15 protein-coding genes are annotated in these 17,657 nt (G+C 69.9%); 7 read left to right on the forward strand and 8 right to left on the reverse strand.

Annotation, left to right across the window (positions count from 1 at the left end):
• The first annotated feature begins 125 nt into the window (after positions 1–125).
• The 4 genes from ACIQMV_RS36780 (at position 126) to ACIQMV_RS36795 (ending at position 3,758) form a co-directional block, all read left to right on the forward strand.
• Positions 126–887: an SDR family NAD(P)-dependent oxidoreductase gene (locus ACIQMV_RS36780; RefSeq protein WP_402597429.1), complete on the forward strand. Its 762-nt coding sequence runs from the start codon at positions 126–128 to the stop codon at positions 885–887.
• A 254-nt stretch (positions 888–1,141) separates the two neighbouring features.
• Positions 1,142–2,035: an SDR family NAD(P)-dependent oxidoreductase gene (locus ACIQMV_RS36785; protein ID WP_402597430.1), complete on the forward strand. Its 894-nt coding sequence runs from the start codon at positions 1,142–1,144 to the stop codon at positions 2,033–2,035.
• Positions 2,032–2,508 carry a MaoC family dehydratase gene (locus tag ACIQMV_RS36790; RefSeq protein WP_402597431.1) on the forward strand — a complete coding sequence of 159 codons (477 nt, stop codon included), beginning with the start codon at positions 2,032–2,034 and terminating at the stop codon, positions 2,506–2,508. Before ACIQMV_RS36785 ends, ACIQMV_RS36790 begins: the two co-directional genes overlap by 4 nt.
• A 32-nt stretch (positions 2,509–2,540) precedes the next feature.
• Entirely contained in the window at positions 2,541–3,758 is a 1,218-nt protein-coding gene (locus tag ACIQMV_RS36795; RefSeq protein WP_402597432.1) for an acetyl-CoA C-acetyltransferase, read from the forward strand.
• An 825-nt stretch (positions 3,759–4,583) separates the two neighbouring features.
• Here ACIQMV_RS36795 and ACIQMV_RS36800 read toward each other — a convergent pair.
• The 8 genes from ACIQMV_RS36800 to ACIQMV_RS36835 are packed head-to-tail and all read right to left on the reverse strand — an operon-like array spanning position 4,584 to position 13,694.
• On the reverse strand, positions 4,584–6,194 hold the full coding sequence (locus ACIQMV_RS36800; RefSeq protein WP_402597433.1) for a thiamine pyrophosphate-binding protein: 1,611 nt from the start codon (positions 6,192–6,194) through the stop codon (positions 4,584–4,586).
• A gap of 39 nt (positions 6,195–6,233) precedes the next feature.
• Entirely contained in the window at positions 6,234–7,019 is a 786-nt protein-coding gene (locus ACIQMV_RS36805; protein WP_402597434.1) for an SDR family NAD(P)-dependent oxidoreductase, read from the reverse strand.
• A gap of 29 nt (positions 7,020–7,048) precedes the next feature.
• Positions 7,049–8,557, reverse strand: coding sequence for an aldehyde dehydrogenase family protein (locus tag ACIQMV_RS36810; protein WP_402597435.1), 1,509 nt, complete (start codon positions 8,555–8,557; stop codon positions 7,049–7,051).
• 17 nt (positions 8,558–8,574) lie between these two features.
• Positions 8,575–8,967 (reverse strand): nuclear transport factor 2 family protein, encoded by a 393-nt coding sequence (locus tag ACIQMV_RS36815; protein ID WP_402597436.1) that lies wholly within the window; start codon positions 8,965–8,967, stop codon positions 8,575–8,577.
• A gap of 13 nt (positions 8,968–8,980) precedes the next feature.
• Positions 8,981–9,685 carry an ABC transporter ATP-binding protein gene (locus tag ACIQMV_RS36820; protein WP_402597437.1) on the reverse strand — a complete coding sequence of 235 codons (705 nt, stop codon included), beginning with the start codon at positions 9,683–9,685 and terminating at the stop codon, positions 8,981–8,983.
• Entirely contained in the window at positions 9,682–10,455 is a 774-nt protein-coding gene (locus ACIQMV_RS36825) for an ABC transporter ATP-binding protein (RefSeq protein WP_402597438.1), read from the reverse strand. The genes ACIQMV_RS36820 and ACIQMV_RS36825 overlap by 4 nt, the downstream gene beginning before the upstream one ends.
• Positions 10,456–10,497: 42 nt before the next feature.
• Positions 10,498–11,748 (reverse strand): ABC transporter substrate-binding protein, encoded by a 1,251-nt coding sequence (locus ACIQMV_RS36830; RefSeq protein ID WP_402597439.1) that lies wholly within the window; start codon positions 11,746–11,748, stop codon positions 10,498–10,500.
• Positions 11,745–13,694, reverse strand: coding sequence for a hypothetical protein (locus ACIQMV_RS36835; protein ID WP_402597440.1), 1,950 nt, complete (start codon positions 13,692–13,694; stop codon positions 11,745–11,747). Before ACIQMV_RS36835 ends, ACIQMV_RS36830 begins: the two co-directional genes overlap by 4 nt.
• Before the next feature lie 263 nt (positions 13,695–13,957).
• Here ACIQMV_RS36835 and ACIQMV_RS36840 point away from each other — a divergent pair, with 263 nt between their 5' ends.
• The 3 genes from ACIQMV_RS36840 to ACIQMV_RS36850 are packed head-to-tail and all read left to right on the forward strand — an operon-like array spanning position 13,958 to position 17,629.
• Positions 13,958–14,977 (forward strand): enoyl-CoA hydratase/isomerase family protein, encoded by a 1,020-nt coding sequence (locus tag ACIQMV_RS36840; protein ID WP_402597441.1) that lies wholly within the window; start codon positions 13,958–13,960, stop codon positions 14,975–14,977.
• On the forward strand, positions 14,964–16,223 hold the full coding sequence (locus ACIQMV_RS36845) for a CoA transferase (protein ID WP_402597442.1): 1,260 nt from the start codon (positions 14,964–14,966) through the stop codon (positions 16,221–16,223). The genes ACIQMV_RS36840 and ACIQMV_RS36845 overlap by 14 nt, the downstream gene beginning before the upstream one ends.
• Positions 16,220–17,629 (forward strand): amidohydrolase family protein, encoded by a 1,410-nt coding sequence (locus ACIQMV_RS36850; protein ID WP_402597443.1) that lies wholly within the window; start codon positions 16,220–16,222, stop codon positions 17,627–17,629. Before ACIQMV_RS36845 ends, ACIQMV_RS36850 begins: the two co-directional genes overlap by 4 nt.
• The last annotated feature ends 28 nt before the right edge of the window (positions 17,630–17,657 follow it).

Consider the following 17,657-nt stretch of genomic DNA (forward strand, 5'->3'; position numbering starts at 1 on the left):
GGGCGCGTGGCCGCCCACCTCGCCGGAGACGGCCAGCCACGCGCCCGCCCGCAGATCTGTACCCGTGTGATCGCGGCCGAGCCCGAACGGCGCCAGGCCGTCCTCAGTACCGACAAGAGGTGGACATGGATCGCGAGCTCGAAGAGCGCTGCGCCCTGGTGACGGGGGCCGGGTCGGGCATGGGGGCGGCCACGGCCCTGCTGTTCGCCGAGCAGGGCGCACGCGTGCTCGTCGCCGACATCGACTGGGAACTCGGAGAGGGGACCGCGCGGGCCATCCGCGACCGAGGCGGCGACGCCGTCTTCCTGCGCACGGACGTCTCGGTCGAGGAAGACGTCGAACGTGCGGTGGCCACCGCAGTGGAACGCTGGGGCCGGCTCGACTGCGCCGTGAACAACGCGGCGGTCGCCCCCGACGCGGCCCGCCTCGTGGACCTCGACCTCCGGGCCTTCGACCGCATCGTCTCGGTGAACCTCCGGGCTATCGCGCTCTGCCTGAAGCACGAGCTGCGCCAGTTCGTCCGACAGGGCGAGGGGCCGCGGACGATCGTCAACATCGGATCGGTGAGCTCGGTGCGCGCACGCGTCGGCAACGCCGCGTACGTCGCCGCGAAGCACGCCGTCGTCGGCCTGACCAAGGTCGCCGCGCTGGAGCACGGCGCGGAGGGGATCCGGGTGAACGCCGTCCTGCCCGGCGGCGTCGACACCCCGATGATCCGCGCCTCGCGGGCGGGTCGCACGCCCGTGGACGAGTTCTCGCTCAGCGTGTTCGGCCGGCTCGGCACGCCGGAGGAAGTCGCACAGGCCAACCTGTGGCTGAGCTCCGAGAGGTCGTCCTACGTCACCGGACACTGCCTCGCGGTCGACGGGGGGCACCTGGTGCAGTGACGGCGGGCTCATCGCCATCGCCGGTCCGTTGTCCGACGGTTGTGGCGGGGGCTCGGCCCGATCAGGGTCGTCACTGTCGCCAGCCTCATCATCGCCGGGGCCTGCCTCCGACTCCGGCTCAGGCCCCCCACCAGACCGGGCGTTCCTGCTGCCGCCGGTCCCCCGGTCGCCGGACCCCGAAACCCTTGACTAATTCATCATGAGGAATTAATTTTATCGCCAGCCGCAGGGCAGGTGAAGGAGACGGTGAGCTGATGGGAATCTGTGAGGGCCGCGTCGCCGTGGTGACCGGCGCGGGCGCCGGCCTCGGCCGCGAGCACGCACTCGAGTTCGCTCGGCAGGGAGCCCGGGTGGTGGTCAACGACGTGGCGAACCCGGAACCCGTCGTGCAGGAGATCCTCGACATGGGGGGTCAGGCGGTGCCGAGCACCCACGACGTCTCCGACTGGGACGACGCGGGACGCCTGATCAGGACGGCCCTCGACGCCTTCGGCACGGTGCACACCGTGGTGAACAACGCCGGCATCCTGCGCGACAAGATGCTGGTCAACATGGACGTCGCCCAGTGGGACGCTGTCGCCAAGGTGCACCTGCGGGGCACCTTCTGCGTCACCAGGCACGCAATCGACCACTGGCGTCAGCAGTACAAGGCGGGAGACCCCGTCACCGCGCCGCGCATCGTGAACACCTCCTCCCCCTCGGGGCTGTTCGGCAACATCGGGCAGGCAAACTACGGCGCCGCCAAGGCAGCGGTCGCCTCCTTCACCCTCATCGCCGCCGACGAGCTCGCCCGGCTTTCCGTGGGCGTCAACGCGATTGCCCCGACCGCGTTGACCGACATGACGGCGGGGCTCGACGCGTACGTCGCGCAGGTACGCGAGACCTTCGAGCGCACCGGCTTCGACTCCGGCTCGCCGGCGAACATCGCCCCGTTGGTCGTCTACCTGGGCAGCCCCGCATCGGAGGGCATCACGGGCCGGGTCTTCACGGTCAAGGGCGGCGAGATCGCCGTGGCGGAGACCTGGGTCAAGGGTCCGCGCGCCGAGAAGCAAGGGCGCTGGGAGGTCGCCGAGATCGGCGGCATGCTCCACCAACTGGTCGCCCGGGCAAGACCGAACAGCCGGATCGACGGGAGTCCGCGACCGTGAGGAACGACATCGCGCCCGCAACCAGGGTCTTCGAGGACATCGCGGCGTTCCGGGCCGCCGAGGGCGAACTCCTCGGCGTGGGCGACTGGTTCGAGGTCAGCCAGCAGAGGGTCGACGACTTCGCCGATGTGACCGAGGACTGGCAATGGATCCACATCGACGTCGAGCGGAGCAAGGCGGGTCCCTACGGCGCGCCGATCGCGCACGGCTTCCTCACGCTCTCGCTGATTCCCCGCCTCGGCGGCGACATCTTCCGCGTCGACGGGCCGCGGATGGCAATCAACTACGGTCTCAACAAAGTGCGTTTCCCCAGCCCGGTGATCGCCGGCTCCCGGGTTCGCGCGGTCGCCACGCTCGTCGAGGTCACCGATGTGCCTGCCGGTGTGCAGGCGGTCGTCCGCTACACGATCGAGATCGAGGGCGCCGACAAGCCGGCCTGCGTCGCCGAGACGGTGCGCGTGCTGGTCCCCTGAGCCGTCGGCCGCCTTACCGGAAAAGGAGCATCATGCAGGACGCTGTCATCGTCGCGGCCGCCCGCTCGCCCATCGGGCGGGCCAACAAGGGGTCCCTGCGCGACCTCCGCCCCGACGACCTCGCCGCCGAGACGGTGACGGCCGCGCTCGCGCAGGTGCCGGCCCTCGACCCGGCCGAGGTGGACGATCTCATGCTCGGCTGCGCGCAGCCGGCCGGTGAGCACGGGTACAACATGGGCCGCGCGGTCGCCGTGCTGGCAGGCCTCGACGGCGTCCCCGGCACCACCGTCAACCGCTACTGCTCCTCCAGCCTGCAGACCACCCGGATGGCACTCCACGCCATCCGGGCCGGCGAAGGTGACGTCTTCATCTCCGCCGGTGTCGAGATGGTCAGTCGCTACCAGTACGGGAAGGCTGACGGGCTGCCACAGACCCGCAATCCGCGCTTCGCCGAAGCGGCCGCCAGGTCCGAGCGGCTGGCCGGGAACGGCGGCACCTGGACCGATCCTCGCGAAGCCGGCGACCTTCCGGACCTCTATCTCGCGATGGGCCACACAGCGGAGAACGTGGCCCAGGTCATGGGTGTCTCACGCGCGGACCAGGACGCCTTCGCCGCCCGCAGTCAGCAACGCGCGCAGGCCTCGATCGCGAGCGGGTTCTGGGCCGAGGACATCACCCCCGTCACTCGCCCAGACGGCGTGGTGGTGTCGGCCGACGACGGACCCCGGTCCGGCGTCACCGCCGAGTCCCTGGCCGCACTGGAGCCGGTGTTCCGTCCGGACGGCACCGTGACGGCCGGCAACTGCTGTGCCCTCAACGACGGCGCCGCCGCACTCGTGCTCATGTCCGCGCAGCGAGCACGCGACCTGGGCATCACCCCGCTGGCCAGGATCGTCAGCACGGGGCTGAGCGCCCTGTCGCCCGAGATCATGGGGCTCGGTCCGGTGGACTCGTGCCACCAGGCCCTGGCGCGGGCCGGCATGAAGGTTTCCGACGTCGACCTGGTCGAGCTCAACGAGGCCTTCGCGGCCCAGGTCGTGCCCTCGGTCCGGGAGCTCGGCCTCGACGAGGAACGGGTCAACGTGCACGGCGGGGCGATCGCCGTCGGGCATCCGTTCGGCATGACCGGAGCGCGACTCACCACGACGCTGCTCAACGCGCTGCGCTGGGAGGACCGCGAGATCGGGATGCTCAGCATGTGCGTCGGAGGCGGGCAGGGCATGGCGATGATCCTTCAGCGCCTCAACTGACGGCCGACGTGCTGTCTCCCACCGGGGACAGCCGGATGGGAACGACCCGGCACCAAGGCCGAGGCCGGACGCATCCCTGCGGTGACGCAGCTCTTTGACCCGCTCCGAGGGGCCGCTGCCCGGCCCGCCCGGGTTCCAGTGGTTGTCGCAACACCCCGCGGTTCAGGGGTGGCGACGGACTTCGGGATCCGGCGGGACCGCCCCTCATCGACACCCGCACGGGCGGGAAGTGGCTTTACGGACGTCAGCCCACTGGCACACAGAGGAAGGCGCCGGCACCGCTCGATGCGGTGGCGGCGCCTTCTGTGCCGTCCCGGTATCCGTGCGAGGCGGACCGTATCCACATCGCCGACCGACACGCCCGGACTCTGCGCTCAGGCCGCGCACACCGCACACCCCACTGTCAGGCCGCCTCCCGCCGGCCACGGTTCACCAGGCGCCCATGGTCGTGATCAGTGAACGACCCGCGGCGGCCTCCGAACCGTGCCTTCCCGGCCACCGGTAGGACGACCTCGTCATCGGCGAGGACGGGAAGCCGGCCATCGGAACACCGGTCGAGCGCGCCACTCGCCACGTCTGCTCCAGCAACCTGCTGCGGCGTTGCTTCCCCCAGGGAACCGACCCGTCCGTCCACAGCCCTGGGCATCCAGCCTCCGCCGCCGGACTCAACAACCGCCCACGCAGAACGCTCGGCCGGGAAAACCCAGCCGAGCGCCTGCACACACTGCTCGCAGTCTGATCAGCACAACCGTGCTGCGGCGACCGCTGGTAACCGCCCACGGCGGCGGGGAGCCCGAAATGTTTCCCGGACCTGCCGGCCCCGCCTCAGGCGACCCGGTCGGGGTCGACCTTGATGTCGATCAGCACCGGCCGGTCACGGTGGGGAAGCTCGGCCAGGACTGCGTCGAGCTCCTCCAGGTTGCGGACGGTGTAGCCCTTGCCGCCGAGCGCGTCGGCCACCGGGGCGAACTCCGGCCAGTCGAACATCGACGGCGTGGGGTCCATCTCCTTGTTGCGGAACTGGATGTGCTCGGCGCCGTAGGCACTGTCGTTGAACATCACCACGACGAGATCCAGGCGGTGGCGCACGGCGGTGTTGAACTCCGCGAGCCCACCCAGCATGAACCCGCCGTCGCCGGTGACCAGCAGCGTCGGCTTGCCGCCTCCGGCCGCGGCTCCGATCGCGTTGCCCATGCCGAGGCCGATCGAACCGAAGTTGATGGTGTGGTGGTAGTCGCGCGGATGCTCCACGTGGAACATCGTGAAGCAGTTGAAGATGAAGCGGCCCGCGTCGAACACGAGCGAACGGTCCTGGGGGAAGGCCGCATCGATCCGGAGGATCGCGGACCGGATGTCGACCGTGGTGTCGGTGCCGAGGTCCTTGAAATCCGCATCGCTCCGCTCGCTGAGCCGCTGGGCAAGCTCAGGAGTGGCGAAGCCCGTCGGCTTGACCTCCGCCTCGTCCAGTTGCTCGATCAGGAGGTCGGCAACGGCCCCGCTGTCTCCGTGGACGGCTGCATCGACCGGCTGGTGGCGCCCGAGGGCCGCCAGGTCGGAGTCGACCTGCACGACCGCCTTGCCGTCGAGCAGCGCACCCTCGGCCGTCGTCCACTTGTTCAACGACGCGCCGAAGGCAACCAGGCAGTCGGCCTTGTCGATCGTGTCGAGAGCGATCTGGTGGGACAGGGTTCCGTGCACGCCGAGGTTGTGGGGATCGCCGCGGAAGAGGTCACGAGCGCGAAGCGTCGTCGCCACCGGGGCGCCGATGCGACGCGCGAAGCGCAGCACGGCAGCGCGGGCCTCGTCGTCCCAGACACCGCGACCGGCGAGCACCACCGGCCGTTTCGTCGAGGCCACGATCCCGAGGGCCGCGTCGAGCGACCCCAGAGAAGGCACGAACGGCTGCGGTGCGTGCCAACGCCGTCCGGACGCCGGGGTGTACGTCGCCTCCTGCCACTGGAATTCCACCGGGACGTTGAGAACGATGGGCCGTTGCTCGGTGAACGCACGGCGCACCGCGACGGCGACGTCCTCGCACGCCGTGTCGACGGAACGGACCTGCTCGAATCCGGCGCCCGTCGGGAGGACGACGTCGCGCTGGGAGATGTTCTGGAAGTTCTCCTTGTCCACGGCTGCCGTGTCGCCCGCCACCAGCAGGAGCGGCGTCCGCTCGCGCACGGACTCGACCAGTGCCGTCACGGTGTTGGTCAGCGCCGGTCCGTGCGTGACCGTGGCGACGCCGAGTCCCCCTGTGGCCCGGGCGTAGCCGTTGGCCGCAAGGACGCCGCCGGCCTCGTTCGAGACCGAGTAGAACGTGCCACCGGTCACCTTGACGAAACTGTCCATCATGTACAGGTTGGCGTCACCGAGCAGACCGAAGATCTCGGTGACCCCCTGGTCGGCGAGCGACCGGGCGATTGCTTCGTGGAAGAGCATTGCGGCTGGGATCCTTCTCTAGTTCGGTTCGACGCGCGCTCAGGCGATGGTTGCGCCACCATCGACCGGGATCGTCACGCCGGTGAGGTAGCTGGCGTCGTCGCTGTTGAGGAACGCGATGACGTTGCCGATCTCCTCCGGCTGCGCCCCGCGACCGAGCGGCACCGAGGACCGGAACGACGCCATCAGTTCGGCGGTGTCCTTGTCCCCCGCGCCCGGGAAGAACGAGGACAGCATGGGTGTCTCGACCATTCCCGGCGCGACGACGTTGACACGGATCCCGCGCTTGGCCCCGATCAGGGCCAAGGAGCGGGCGAACGGCAGGATCGCCCCCTTGGTCATGGAGTAGAGGGGGCTGCGGGGTGAGCCGATGATCGCGGCAGCGGTGCTGGTCATCGTGATGCTGCCCTTGCCTCCCGCCCTCTCGAGCAGGTCGCAGCAGAGTGTGGTCGCGTAGTACGCCGACTTCATGTTGACGTCCATGGTCCGCTGCCACTCGTCCTCGGACACCGCGAGGCCGGCCGGACCGGGAATCCCCACCTGATAGTGCACGGCATGGAGGACTCCGTGCTCCCTGTCGATCCTGGCGTAGAGGTCGGTGAGCGCTGGGATGTCTGCCGCGTCGAGCCGGACGCCCACCGCACGGCCGCCCGCCTCATCGATCTCTGCCGCCACCTTCTTCGCACTGTCCTCGTCGATGTCCGCGACCCACACATGGCCGCCTTCGGACGCGATCCGAAGGGCGGCCGAGCGCCCCATGCCCGACCCTGCCCCGATGACGAGGACCACACGGTCCGCAAAGCGTTCCAATGACCTGCTCTCCATTCCGCCACTCCTCACGCGAGGAGCCGGCCTCAGTAGTTCCGCGACCAGACGCTCTTGCACCGCGTGTACTCGTCGAGCGCCGGCCGGCCCAGACTCCGCCCGTAGCCGGAACTCTTGGCGCCGCCGTACGACACGGCGGCGTCCGTGACCTGGTAGCAGTTGATCCACACGGTGCCGACGTCGAGGGCATCGGCGGCTCGGTGTGCCCTGGCGATGTCCCGGGTGAAGACGCCGGCGGCGAGACCGAACTGACTGTCGTTGGCCAGCCGGTAGGCCTCGTCCTCGTCCTCGAAGGGGATCACCGACATCACCGGCCCGAAGATCTCCTCGCGGGCGATCGTCATGTCGTTGCGGACGTCCGCGAAGATCACCGGAGGCACGTAGTTGCCTCCGGTCGCGGAGCCGGCCGCGCCCAGGTACCTCAGGCTGGCGCCCTCCTCCTGCCCGACCTGGATGTAGCGCTGCACCTTGGCCTGCTGCTCGGGGGTGATCAGCGGCCCGAGGTCGGTCTGCGGGTCGAAGGCGTTGCCCACCTTCTTGTCGCTCGAGTAGCGAACGGCCTCGTCTAGGAACTCCTCGTAGATCGCTCGTTGCACGAAGGTACGGGTTCCGGCCGTGCAGACCTGGCCCGAGTTGTTCCACACCGAGTGCGTCGCCATCTGCGCCGCGGTGGCGAGGTCGGCGTCGGCGAACACCAGCACCGGGCTCTTGCCGCCCAGTTCGAGGTTGACCTTCTTGAAGGTGTGCGCCGCGCTCGCGGCGATCGCCCGTCCGGTCCCGACGGATCCCGTGAACGAGATCCGGTTCACGCCCGGGTGCTCGACCATCGCGCGGCCGACGGCCGCGTCGCCGTGCACGATGTTGAAGACCCCGTCGGGGATGCCCGCCTCGAGCGCGAGCGTTCCGAGATAGGCGGCGCTGAGCGGGGTGTGCTCGGCCGGCTTGAGCACCACGGAGTTGCCCGCCGCCAGCGCTGGAGCACACTGCGCGAAGACGGCGGCCGGCCCGTTCCACGGCTTGATGACGCCCATGACGCCGACCGGCTCGATCCGCTCCTGGACGACGTAGTCCGGGCCGACTGGCGGAAGCGAGCCCGCCATCTTGGTCGGCCAACCGGCGAAGTAGCGCAGCGCGTTCGCCGAGTAGGTCGCGATGTAGTCCGCGTAGCGCCGAAGAATGCCCGCGTCCAGCGTGTCGAGGTCTCCGACGACGCTCGCGTTCTGCTCGATGAGCTCGGCCAGCCGCACGAGCCGGCGCTCCCGCTCGCGCGGGACGAGGTTGCGCCATCGGCCGTCGTCGAAGGCTTCGCGTGCGGCGAGGACCGCGCGATCCAGCTCGACCGCACTACCTGCGGCCACGTGTCCCAGCACGCTCCCCGTCGACGGGTTGACGATGTCACGCGTCGCCCCGGACTCGGAGAGCACCTCGCGTCCCCCGATGAGATGAGGCACGGTTCCCGCGGAGAGGAACCGGTGTGCCTCGGCGGAGATCCTGGCACCGTCGAACTCGACCTCGCCAGAATACGGGGTGATGGTCACTTTCCGTCCCTTTCTTCTTACGAGGCGAGCACCGGCGACGCGTGCCAGCAGACGAATCGCCAGGTGCCGTTCGCCGTCGTCCAGACCGCCGAGTACCTCGAACGGATCTCGATCACGTCGCCGTTGAGCTGGGCGGAGATCCTCGCCTCGCCGGTCACGATGGAGGTCGGCCCGTAGACCGTGACCCGGGTGTCGCTGCGGTCCACGGCGACGTAGCGGACCGTGCCGGCCTCCAGCGATCCGAGGTACGACGCCGCCGTGTCGACCAGCCCGTTGGAGTGGGTGTACGACAGTTCGTCGTCGAAGAGCGATCGAAGCGTGTCGAGGTCCTGCGTGATCAGCGCCTGCCATCGCCGGTCCTCGAGCGCCAGTACTTCCTCTGCGACACTCGTCGTGTCCGCCGCCGTCATGTCGACTCCCCTCTCAGACGCTGACGCCCAGGTAGGACGCCTCGATCTCCGGCCAGCGACGCTCGAGATCCGCGGCACTGCCCTCAGCCGTGATCCGGCCGCCGGACATGACGTAGCCGCGTTCCACGTGCTTCAACGCCAGGTGGACATGCTGCTCGACCACCAGCACACCGATGCCGAACTCGGCGGACAGCGACCGCAGTGCGTCGAACAGCCGCTCGACGATCAGCGGCGCCAGCCCCAGCGACATCTCGTCCACCAGCAGGATCGAGGGATTGCAGTAGAGCGCCCGGGCCATCACCAGCATCTGCTGCTCTCCGCCGGAGAGCAGCGCGCTGCGACGCTTGCGCAAACGTTTCAGCTCGGGAAACAGGTCGTAGGCGTCGACCCGAGGAGGTGCCGACGACGCCACACGGAGGTTCTCCTCGACGGTGAGGCTGTAGAACAGCGACCGGTCCTCGGGCACCTGGACGACGCCCATGGCCACGAGTTCGTTCGGCGACTTCCCGTTGAGGACGTCGTCGCCCAGCCGGATCTGCCCGCCGAGGGGCTTCACCAGTCCGGAGCAGGTCAGCATGACCGTCGACTTGCCGCCGCCGTTGGGACCGACCAGCGCCACGACTTCGCCCGGGGCGACGGAGAGGTCAACGCCGTGCACGACTGGAACGCCGCCGTATCCGGCGCTGAGTCCGCTCACGGTCAGGTTCTTTCCGGTCATCGTGCGCCCTCCTTGCTGCCCACCGGAACAGTCGCCGGCGCGCCCAGGTAAGCCTCCAGAACGGCCGGGTCCTCCCGAATCATCTGGGGGGTACCAGAAGCGATCCAGCGGCCGAAGTTGATGACATGGACCGTTTCGCAGTGCCCGAGGACGAGGTCCATGTCGTGGTCGATCAGGAACACGGTGACGCCCAGCTTCTCCACGACGGCCCGAAGGTGCGCCGCCAGCTCGCGCGTCTCGCCGGCTTCGAGGCCGGCGGCGGGCTCGTCGAGCAGCAGCACCTTCGGCCGGGAGACCAGCGCGCGGGCGATCGACACCACGCGCTGGATCCCGTGCGGCAGGTCGCCGGGAAAGCGATCGACGGTCCAGCCCACGCCGAACAGATCGAGCGCCTCGTGGATCGACTCGCCCGTCCCCGCGCCCTGCCGGAAGTTCCGGAGCCGGTTGCGAATCCCATGCCGGTCGGCGTAGACCTGCATGTTCTCGCGGACGGTGAGGTCGTGGAAGAGCTCCACCGATTGGAAGCTGCGAACCAGGCCGTGCCGGCTGCGCTTGTGCGCCGCCCAGCCGTCGATGGCCTCCCCCGCGTACCTGATCGAACCGGTGTACGAGGTCATCCCCGTGAGTGTGTCGATCAGTGTCGTCTTGCCGGCTCCGTTCGGGCCGATCAGGCCGGTGATGCTGCCCTCCTCGACCGTGAAGGAGACGTCCGTGAGCGCTTGCACGCCGCCGTAACGGACACCGACATGGTCAAGCTCGATGATCGCCATCGTCAACTCCGATTCTCGTTCCGACAGACTGCCGCACGGTGCTCAGGACGCCGGCAGCGTGCCGCGGAACCACGGGATGCCGTCGCGGACGTTCACGTAGGGCTTGAGCCCGGCGGGGACGTGATCGACGGTGACCGGGACGAACTCGCCGTTCTTGTACTGCGCGACCGTGACGTAGGGGTTGCGGATCGCCGGGGTCGCCTTCGCCGCCGCGTCCGATGCCATCGGGTGAGTCATGAAGCCGGGCCAGTCGGTCGAGTTCTGGGCCTGAGCGAGGACGGACTCCTTGGTGATGTCGCCCTTGATGCCCTGGAGCACCGACAGGGCGTACTGCATCCCCGAGGACGCGGCACAGGTCTGACCGGTCAGCTCCACGTCCGGCGCGTACGTCTTCATCACGTGCTCGTACAGCTCGACGTCCTCGCCGCCGACGCTGACGGGCGAGCAGACGAACGAGAAGTAGACCCCTTCGGCCGCCGCTCCGGCGTCCTCCAGGACCCCCTTCACCGCAGGAGTCTGGGTGGTCGTGATCGGAACGTCGACGCCGGCGTTCTTGAACGCCTTGAACACACGAACCGCGTCCCCCCTGCCGATTCCCGCGATCACGGCGTCCGGCTTCGACGCGGCCACCTGCGAGGCGAGCGGCGTGAAGTCCGGCGTGCGCAGACCGTAGGAGAAGATTCTCGACTTGCTGCCGCCGAGGGACTTCCAGAGGTCGGCCAGCGACTTGGCGACCGCGTTCGCGGCACCGTTGTCCTCGAACACCAGCGCCACGTTCTTGGCACCGATCGAGCGGAGGTAGACCGCGAGCCCGGGGTAGGTGCCGGAGGCTCCGGAGGTGGTCGGGAAGAGCAGCGGGTTCTCGTTCTCCTGCTGCGAGATCGGCCAGGCTCCGAGCGTCGCGACCTTCGCCTGCGTGAACTGGGGAAGGACCACCTGGCCGACCACGAGGGAGGCGTTGTTCACGAAGGCGACGGGCTCCTCCGCCAGAAGGTTGTTGGCGCAGGTGGTTCCGGCGGCGCTGTCGCCCTTGTCGTCACAGGTGACGATCTTGACCTCGCGGCCGTTGATCCCGCCGAGCTCCTTGTTGATGTACTTCTCCCACGCCTCGCTCGTCGCCTTGACGTCCGCGTTGCTCCAGAACGGGTTGTCGATCGTCAGCAGCGACCCGAGCACGATCGGTCCCGAACCGCTCGCGGAGGCCGCGCCGCTTCCGCAGGCGGTGAGCGCGCTCATGGTCAGCAGTCCCGCCGCGGCAAGGGCGACACGGGTTCTGAAAGTCTTGTGCTTCATCGAACGAGCCCTTCAATTTCTGAATCGGTAGTGACGTCGGTGCTGCGTTCCGCCGGGGGGGACGGAGGCACCTCCGAGTTGCTTGTACGCGATCGCAGACGGTGGCGCAGATCATGTCCAAGAGATGCGATCCCGTTGGGGTGGAGCTGGATCGCGATCAGCAAGCCGAGTCCACCGATCAGGTCGTGATAGCTGGCCCAGCCGTTGACGGCGAGGAGCTGGGCGAAGAGGCCGCCGGCGGCGCCGATACCGGCGAAGATCGCGCCTCCGATCATCGCGATACCGCCGATGTAGGCCATGACCACGATGTTCAGCGAGGCGAACGTGGTGAAGCCGTTCGGAGCGAAGACCAGGGCGTGGTAGCCGAGGAGGCATCCCGCGAGGCCGGCGATCGCCGAGGCCAGTGCGAAGCCCGCCAGCTTGTAGCGGGGGACGTTGGTGCCCGCCGCAATCGCCGCCGCCTCGTTCTCGCGGATCGCCAGGGCACGTCGGCCCAGGCTCGACGCCCGCAGGGCTCCGACGAGGGAGGCAACGACGATCACGACGACGAGGACCAGCACGGCGAACGAGGTCATGTCCAGCTGCCTGCCGAACAGCGCCGCAGCGGGGATCAGCGGGTAGCCGTACTCCGCATCGGTGAACCGCGGGTCCTGGAAGACCACCTGCTCGCAGATGTACGCGGCGCTGAGGGTGACGAGAGCGAGGCTCTGTCCGCGCACCCGCACCGACGGCAGCCCCAGGACAATCCCGATGACACCCGCCACGGCGGCGGCGATCAGCATGACCAGGGGCAGCGGCAGGCCGGCGGCGAGGCGCGCCGTGACCAGCCCACCGATGCCGGCGGTCGCGCACTGCGCGAGCGAGATCTGGCCCAGATAGCCCGTGACCACGACCACCGAGAGGCCGATGAGGATGCCGCAGAGGGTCACAATGCCGGCCGACAGCCAGGGGGTTGACGACGTGTATATAAGGAGCAGCCCCACCGCGAGTGCGATGACAGGGCCCGACTTCCGGTAGCGCGGAAGTGGGGCGACCGGCAGTCGGCCGGAGGCGGCGTCGCCCCGTGCGGGGAGCAGCCGGCCCGACGCGACGATGAGGAGGATGACCACGAGGGCCGGGAATGCCTGGGAGCGACCGATCCCGGCCCACAGGATGGAGTACCAGCCCTGGTGGTCCTGGACGAGGGCGAGCGTCGACTGGGCGATGCCGATGCCGAGGCCGCCCGCGACGGCGAGCATGAACGAGTTGAACCTCGCCAGGAGCGCCGCGCCGAACACCGGGACGATGAGCATGGTCAGCGCGTCCGCGTCGAGGCCGGAGATCGGGCTGAGGACGATGCCGGCCACCGCGGCGAGCGCGAATCCGATCGCCCAGGTCAGAGCCCCCAGCAACTGGGGGGACAGCCCGACGAGCTGGACGCCCTTCTCGTTGTCGGCCACGGCACGGACGGCGAGACCGAGCCGAGTCCGCACGGACACCACGCTGAGCACGATTCCGAGCAGGACCGCCAGGCACGCGATCAGCAGGCGGTCGACCGGCAGGGCGACGCTGCCCAACCGGAGCACATGGGAGGGCAGCTCGCCTCTGGGTGTGCGCGAGGCGACGTCGAACAGCGCCATCGCCAGTCCGCGCAGGACCAGCAGCAGTCCCAGCGTCGCGGTGATCCGGGCCAGGATCGGTGCGTTCCGGAGCTGGCGCATCACGAGGAGGTAGAACGCCACGCCCGCCAGGGAGGCAGTCGCGACGGTGATGACGACCGCCAACGCGGCCGGGACCCCCCCGTCATCGCGGAGCCCGAAGAAGACATAGGCGCTGAACATGCCGACGGCCCCCTGGGCGAAGTTCGGCACGCCGGTCCCGCGGTAGATCGCGACCACCCCCAGGGCCAAGAGGGCGTACGCGCCTCCCAAGCCCAGGCCCAGCACCGCCATGCGCAGCAATTCCACGTTCTCACTCCCGTCTGTCCGCCCGCCGCGAAGGCGATTCGCGGTGTGACTGGCGCCGCGAGGAGTCTCACCAGCGCCGAAGCTGCGCGTCAATACTCATGATGAATATTTCTCATGAGCATTGCGGCTCCCCAATTAACCCCTTGACGCGCCCATTCCTCATGACAAATACTGTGCGGCGCGTCACAGGAGGCAGGAGAGTCATGACCGCCGAACCCCGTCGCGCAGCCACGGCCTCAGCACGCCCGTCGCGGGTGTGCACCATGCAGCGAGTCGGCGCCGGTGAAATCGCCGAGTTCCTGACGTCGCTCCGGTACGCCGAGGGCCCGATGCCGCGTCACCCCGTCCTCGTCGACCTCGACGACGCCGTACGCGTGGGGACCCCGGATCCACCGCCGGTCCGTCCTGGCCTCGACCCGATCCTGGTGGGCGTCTCCACCAGGGTTCTGGGGCCGGCCATCGCAGCGCTGTCGAGGTCGCTGACCTTCACCATCGCGCCGGGAGGGGTCGGGCGCTCCTGGGTCGACGCCCCGGTCGACGAGACCGCCGAGGCGGTCGCGTCCACCTTCTCGCGCGCACCGGTCGCGTCGAGTGTGCTGGACCGGACCCTGCGCGCGAGCGAGGACCTCCCGGTCGTCGCCGCGCTCGAGCTGGAGTCCGCCGCCTACTCGATGCTGCTGGCCTCCGCCGAGTTCGCCGACTGGCGGCGGCGAACCCCACGCGGAACATCGGGCTCCGAGCCCGCGGCCGTCGTCATCGAGCGCGACGGGCCGTCGCTCGTGGTCGAGCTGAACCGGCCCGCTCGTCACAACGCCTTCAACCGCGCGATGCGCGACGGAGTGCTGGAGGCACTCTCGATCGCGCTGGCCGACGACTCCATCACCGAGATCCTTCTGAGCGGTCGCGGCCCCTCGTACTGCAGCGGCGGCGACCTCGACGAGTTCGGCTCGTACAACTCCCCCGCGGCTGCCCATCTGGTCAGGCTGGAGCAGAGCGTGGGGCACGCCGTCCATCTCCTCCGGGAGCGGGTCGTGCCGACGCTCCACGGTGCCTGCATCGGGGCGGGCATCGAGATCCCAGCGTTCGCGAGCCGCGTGCGCTCGGTCGAAGGGAGCTGGTTCCAGCTGCCCGAACTGTTGATGGGACTCATCCCGGGGGCCGGCGGAACCGTCGGTATCCCGCGGCGCATCGGCCGCTGGCGCACGGCGTTCCTGGCCCTCACAGGGCAGCGAATCGACGTGGCCACGGCCTTGAACTGGGGCCTGGTCGATGAACGGCACTGAGGACGCGGCCTCCGCGGAGGCACGCCTTTGGGCCGCGTCGGGAGCGATGTCGCTGACCGGGCGGGCCGGCGGGCCACCCCGGCCGGCGCCGGGTCTCCCCGCGACCACCGTCGCCGAGGAACTGGCCCGGCTGTCACGGTCCGCGCGCAGGCGCACCGGCCGCGCCCCGACACTCCCCGACGTTCGCCTGCTCTCCGAACGCGCCGCCATCGCCGGCCTGGGGCGTCGCGGCCCACTCTCGTGCTCCGGCACATTCCGGACCCTGCCCACCCTCGACGGCCGCATAGGACTGTCCCTCGCGCGCGACAGCGACCTCGACATGGTGCCCGCCCTGGTGATGACCGACGAGCTCACCGACCCGTGGGCAGCGGTGTCGGCTTGGGCGCGGGGCACCTCGACCTCGGATGCCGCCGACCGGATGGAGCTGCTGGGTCTGCCCGGTACGGCCGTGCCTCACCATGGGCCTCCACCGGGTGACCGGGACCCTGTCGAGCTGACTCCGGGCGGAACCCGCCCACACGTCCGTGAGCGCCCGCTGATCATCGACTTCACGGCGCTGTGGGCGGGCCCGCTGTGCGCGCACCTGCTCGGGCTGACGGGCGCGGAGGTCGTCAAGGTCGAGAGCAGCACCCGCCTCGACGGTGCCCGTCACGGTCCTCGTGCCTTCTTCGACCTGCTGCACGGCGGGCACCGCTCCGTCGTGATCGACCAGAACGACCCGGCCTCGCGGGACGCCCTGCTCCGACTGGTCCGATCCGCGGACCTCGTGCTGGAGTCCTCACGCCCGCGCGCACTCGCGTCCTGGGGCCTGCACGCCGACGAACTCGTCGCGGACGGAGTCAGCTGGCTCTCCATCTCGGCTCGGGGCAGGGACAGCCAGCGCGTCGGCTTCGGTGACGACGTGTCCGTCGGCGCAGGGCTGTACCTCCTTGACCGGGACGACGTCCTCCCCTGCGGCGACGCCCTCGCGGATCCGCTCACCGGCGTGGTCGCGGCCGGGGCCGCCGCAGAGGTCCTGGAGCAGAAGCGGGCGGTGCTCGTCGACGTCTCCATGCACGATGTCTGCCGCCACGTCGCCGCCGCGGGTGTCGACGACCGGCACCGGCTGCGCGTCACGATGGACAGGTCGGGCCGATGGCAGCTCGACACCGGCGAAGACGTCATTCAGGTCGCCCCTCCCCGAGCCCGCCGGCCTGCCGGGCCGGCCGCCACAGCCGGTGCGCACACCCCCGAGGTGCTCCGGTGACGCCTCCGGAAGGCCCCGGCCTGCTCCTCACCGAGGTGGACCTGGGCGGGACGCTCGTCGACGTACGCACCCGTGGTCCGCGGATCACCGAGGTCGCTCCCGGGCTGAGGCCCGCCGGCGAGCTGGTGATCGCCGGCCGAGGGGGTGCACTGCTCCCCGGGCTCCACGACCACCATCTCCATCTGCACGCACTCGCCGCCGCGCGGCACTCGCTCGATGTCGGACCCGAACGGGTGAGCGGCCTGCCAGATCTGGCCCGCGCGCTGCAGACCGCTCCGCAGGGCGACGGCTGGCTTCGCGCCGTCGGCTACCACGAGTCCGTCGCCGGCGAGCTGGACCGCCACGTGCTCGACCGACTGCTTCCGAGCCGACCGTTGCGGGTTCAGCACCGAAGCGGGGCGCTGTGGATGCTGAACTCGAAGGCGCTCGACCTGGTCGCCGAGGCGCTCGACCTCGGCTCCCCCGACTTTGAGCGAGATGCACAGGGGCGTCCCAACGGCCGACTGTGGCGCTACGACCGACGCCTGCGAGAGCACCTCGCCGGCGTCGACGACTCCCACCGCGTGGCGCTGCGCGAGGTCCGCGACCAGCTGCTCGGGTCCGGCATCACCGGCGTCACCGACGCGACGCCGGACCTGGACGAGGCGGGCGTCCGCGAACTGGCCCTGGTGGCACCACTCCACGTACAGGCGCTCGGTGTCGGTGACACGCTCGGCCTTCCGGCGAACGTGAGCCGCGGACCACGTAAGTTGCTGCTGCGAGACCACGATCTGCCCGACTACGACACGCTGCGCGCCCTCATCGACCAGGTAGGCGCCGACGGTCGGCGGCGCGCCGTCGCCGTTCACTGCGTCTCGCGGGAGTCGCTCATCCTGACCGTTGCGGTACTCGCCGACCTGGGCGCCTGCCCCGGCGATCGCATCGAGCACGGTGCGATCATCCCGCCGGAGCTCGACGACGACCTACGGCGGCTCGGGCTCACCGTCGTGACGCAGCCCGACTTCCTGCGCAGCCGCGGCGACACCTACCTCGCCGAGGTCGACGTCGACGATCTACCGCATCTCTACCGCTGGGCGAGCCTGTGCCGGGCCGGCATCCGCGTGGCCGGCTCCTCCGACGCGCCCTTCGGCGACCCAGACCCATGGCAGGTCATCAGGTCGGCACGGGATCGCACCACCCGCTCCGGAGCGGCGATCGGCGCCGGTGAGCGAATCGCCTCGGCGCTGGCCCTGGATACGCTGCTCACCTCCCTCGAAAACCCGGGCGGTGCACCTCGCCGCGTGGCGCCGGGCGCACCGGCCAGCCTCTGCCTGCTCTCGGTGTCCTACCGCGAACAGCTCGCCGCGCCTTGCTCAGAGGCAGTGCGGATGACCGTGGTCGACGGTCGTCCCGCCTGGTCCCGCTGAGCGCACTGCGCCGACTGGTACTCCGGCA

This window comes from Streptomyces sp. NPDC091412 (genome assembly GCF_044756885.1).
Classification (GTDB): Bacteria; Actinomycetota; Actinomycetes; order Streptomycetales; family Streptomycetaceae; genus Streptomyces.

Excerpts from the sequence above, each read along its gene's own strand:
- ACIQMV_RS36845 (WP_402597442.1), top strand. The coding sequence starts at position 14,964 with ATGAACGGCACTGAGGACGCGGCCTCCGCGGAGGCACGCCTTTGGGCC.
- ACIQMV_RS36800 (WP_402597433.1), bottom strand. The coding sequence starts at position 6,194 with ATGCTCTTCCACGAAGCAATCGCCCGGTCGCTCGCCGACCAGGGGGTC.
- ACIQMV_RS36780 (WP_402597429.1), top strand. The coding sequence starts at position 126 with ATGGATCGCGAGCTCGAAGAGCGCTGCGCCCTGGTGACGGGGGCCGGG.
- ACIQMV_RS36815 (WP_402597436.1), bottom strand. The coding sequence starts at position 8,967 with ATGACGGCGGCGGACACGACGAGTGTCGCAGAGGAAGTACTGGCGCTC.
- ACIQMV_RS36825 (WP_402597438.1), bottom strand. The coding sequence starts at position 10,455 with ATGGCGATCATCGAGCTTGACCATGTCGGTGTCCGTTACGGCGGCGTG.
- ACIQMV_RS36805 (WP_402597434.1), bottom strand. The coding sequence starts at position 7,019 with ATGGAGAGCAGGTCATTGGAACGCTTTGCGGACCGTGTGGTCCTCGTC.
- ACIQMV_RS36830 (WP_402597439.1), bottom strand. The coding sequence starts at position 11,748 with ATGAAGCACAAGACTTTCAGAACCCGTGTCGCCCTTGCCGCGGCGGGA.
- ACIQMV_RS36840 (WP_402597441.1), top strand. The coding sequence starts at position 13,958 with ATGCAGCGAGTCGGCGCCGGTGAAATCGCCGAGTTCCTGACGTCGCTC.
- ACIQMV_RS36820 (WP_402597437.1), bottom strand. The coding sequence starts at position 9,685 with ATGACCGGAAAGAACCTGACCGTGAGCGGACTCAGCGCCGGATACGGC.
- ACIQMV_RS36795 (WP_402597432.1), top strand. The coding sequence starts at position 2,541 with ATGCAGGACGCTGTCATCGTCGCGGCCGCCCGCTCGCCCATCGGGCGG.
- ACIQMV_RS36785 (WP_402597430.1), top strand. The coding sequence starts at position 1,142 with ATGGGAATCTGTGAGGGCCGCGTCGCCGTGGTGACCGGCGCGGGCGCC.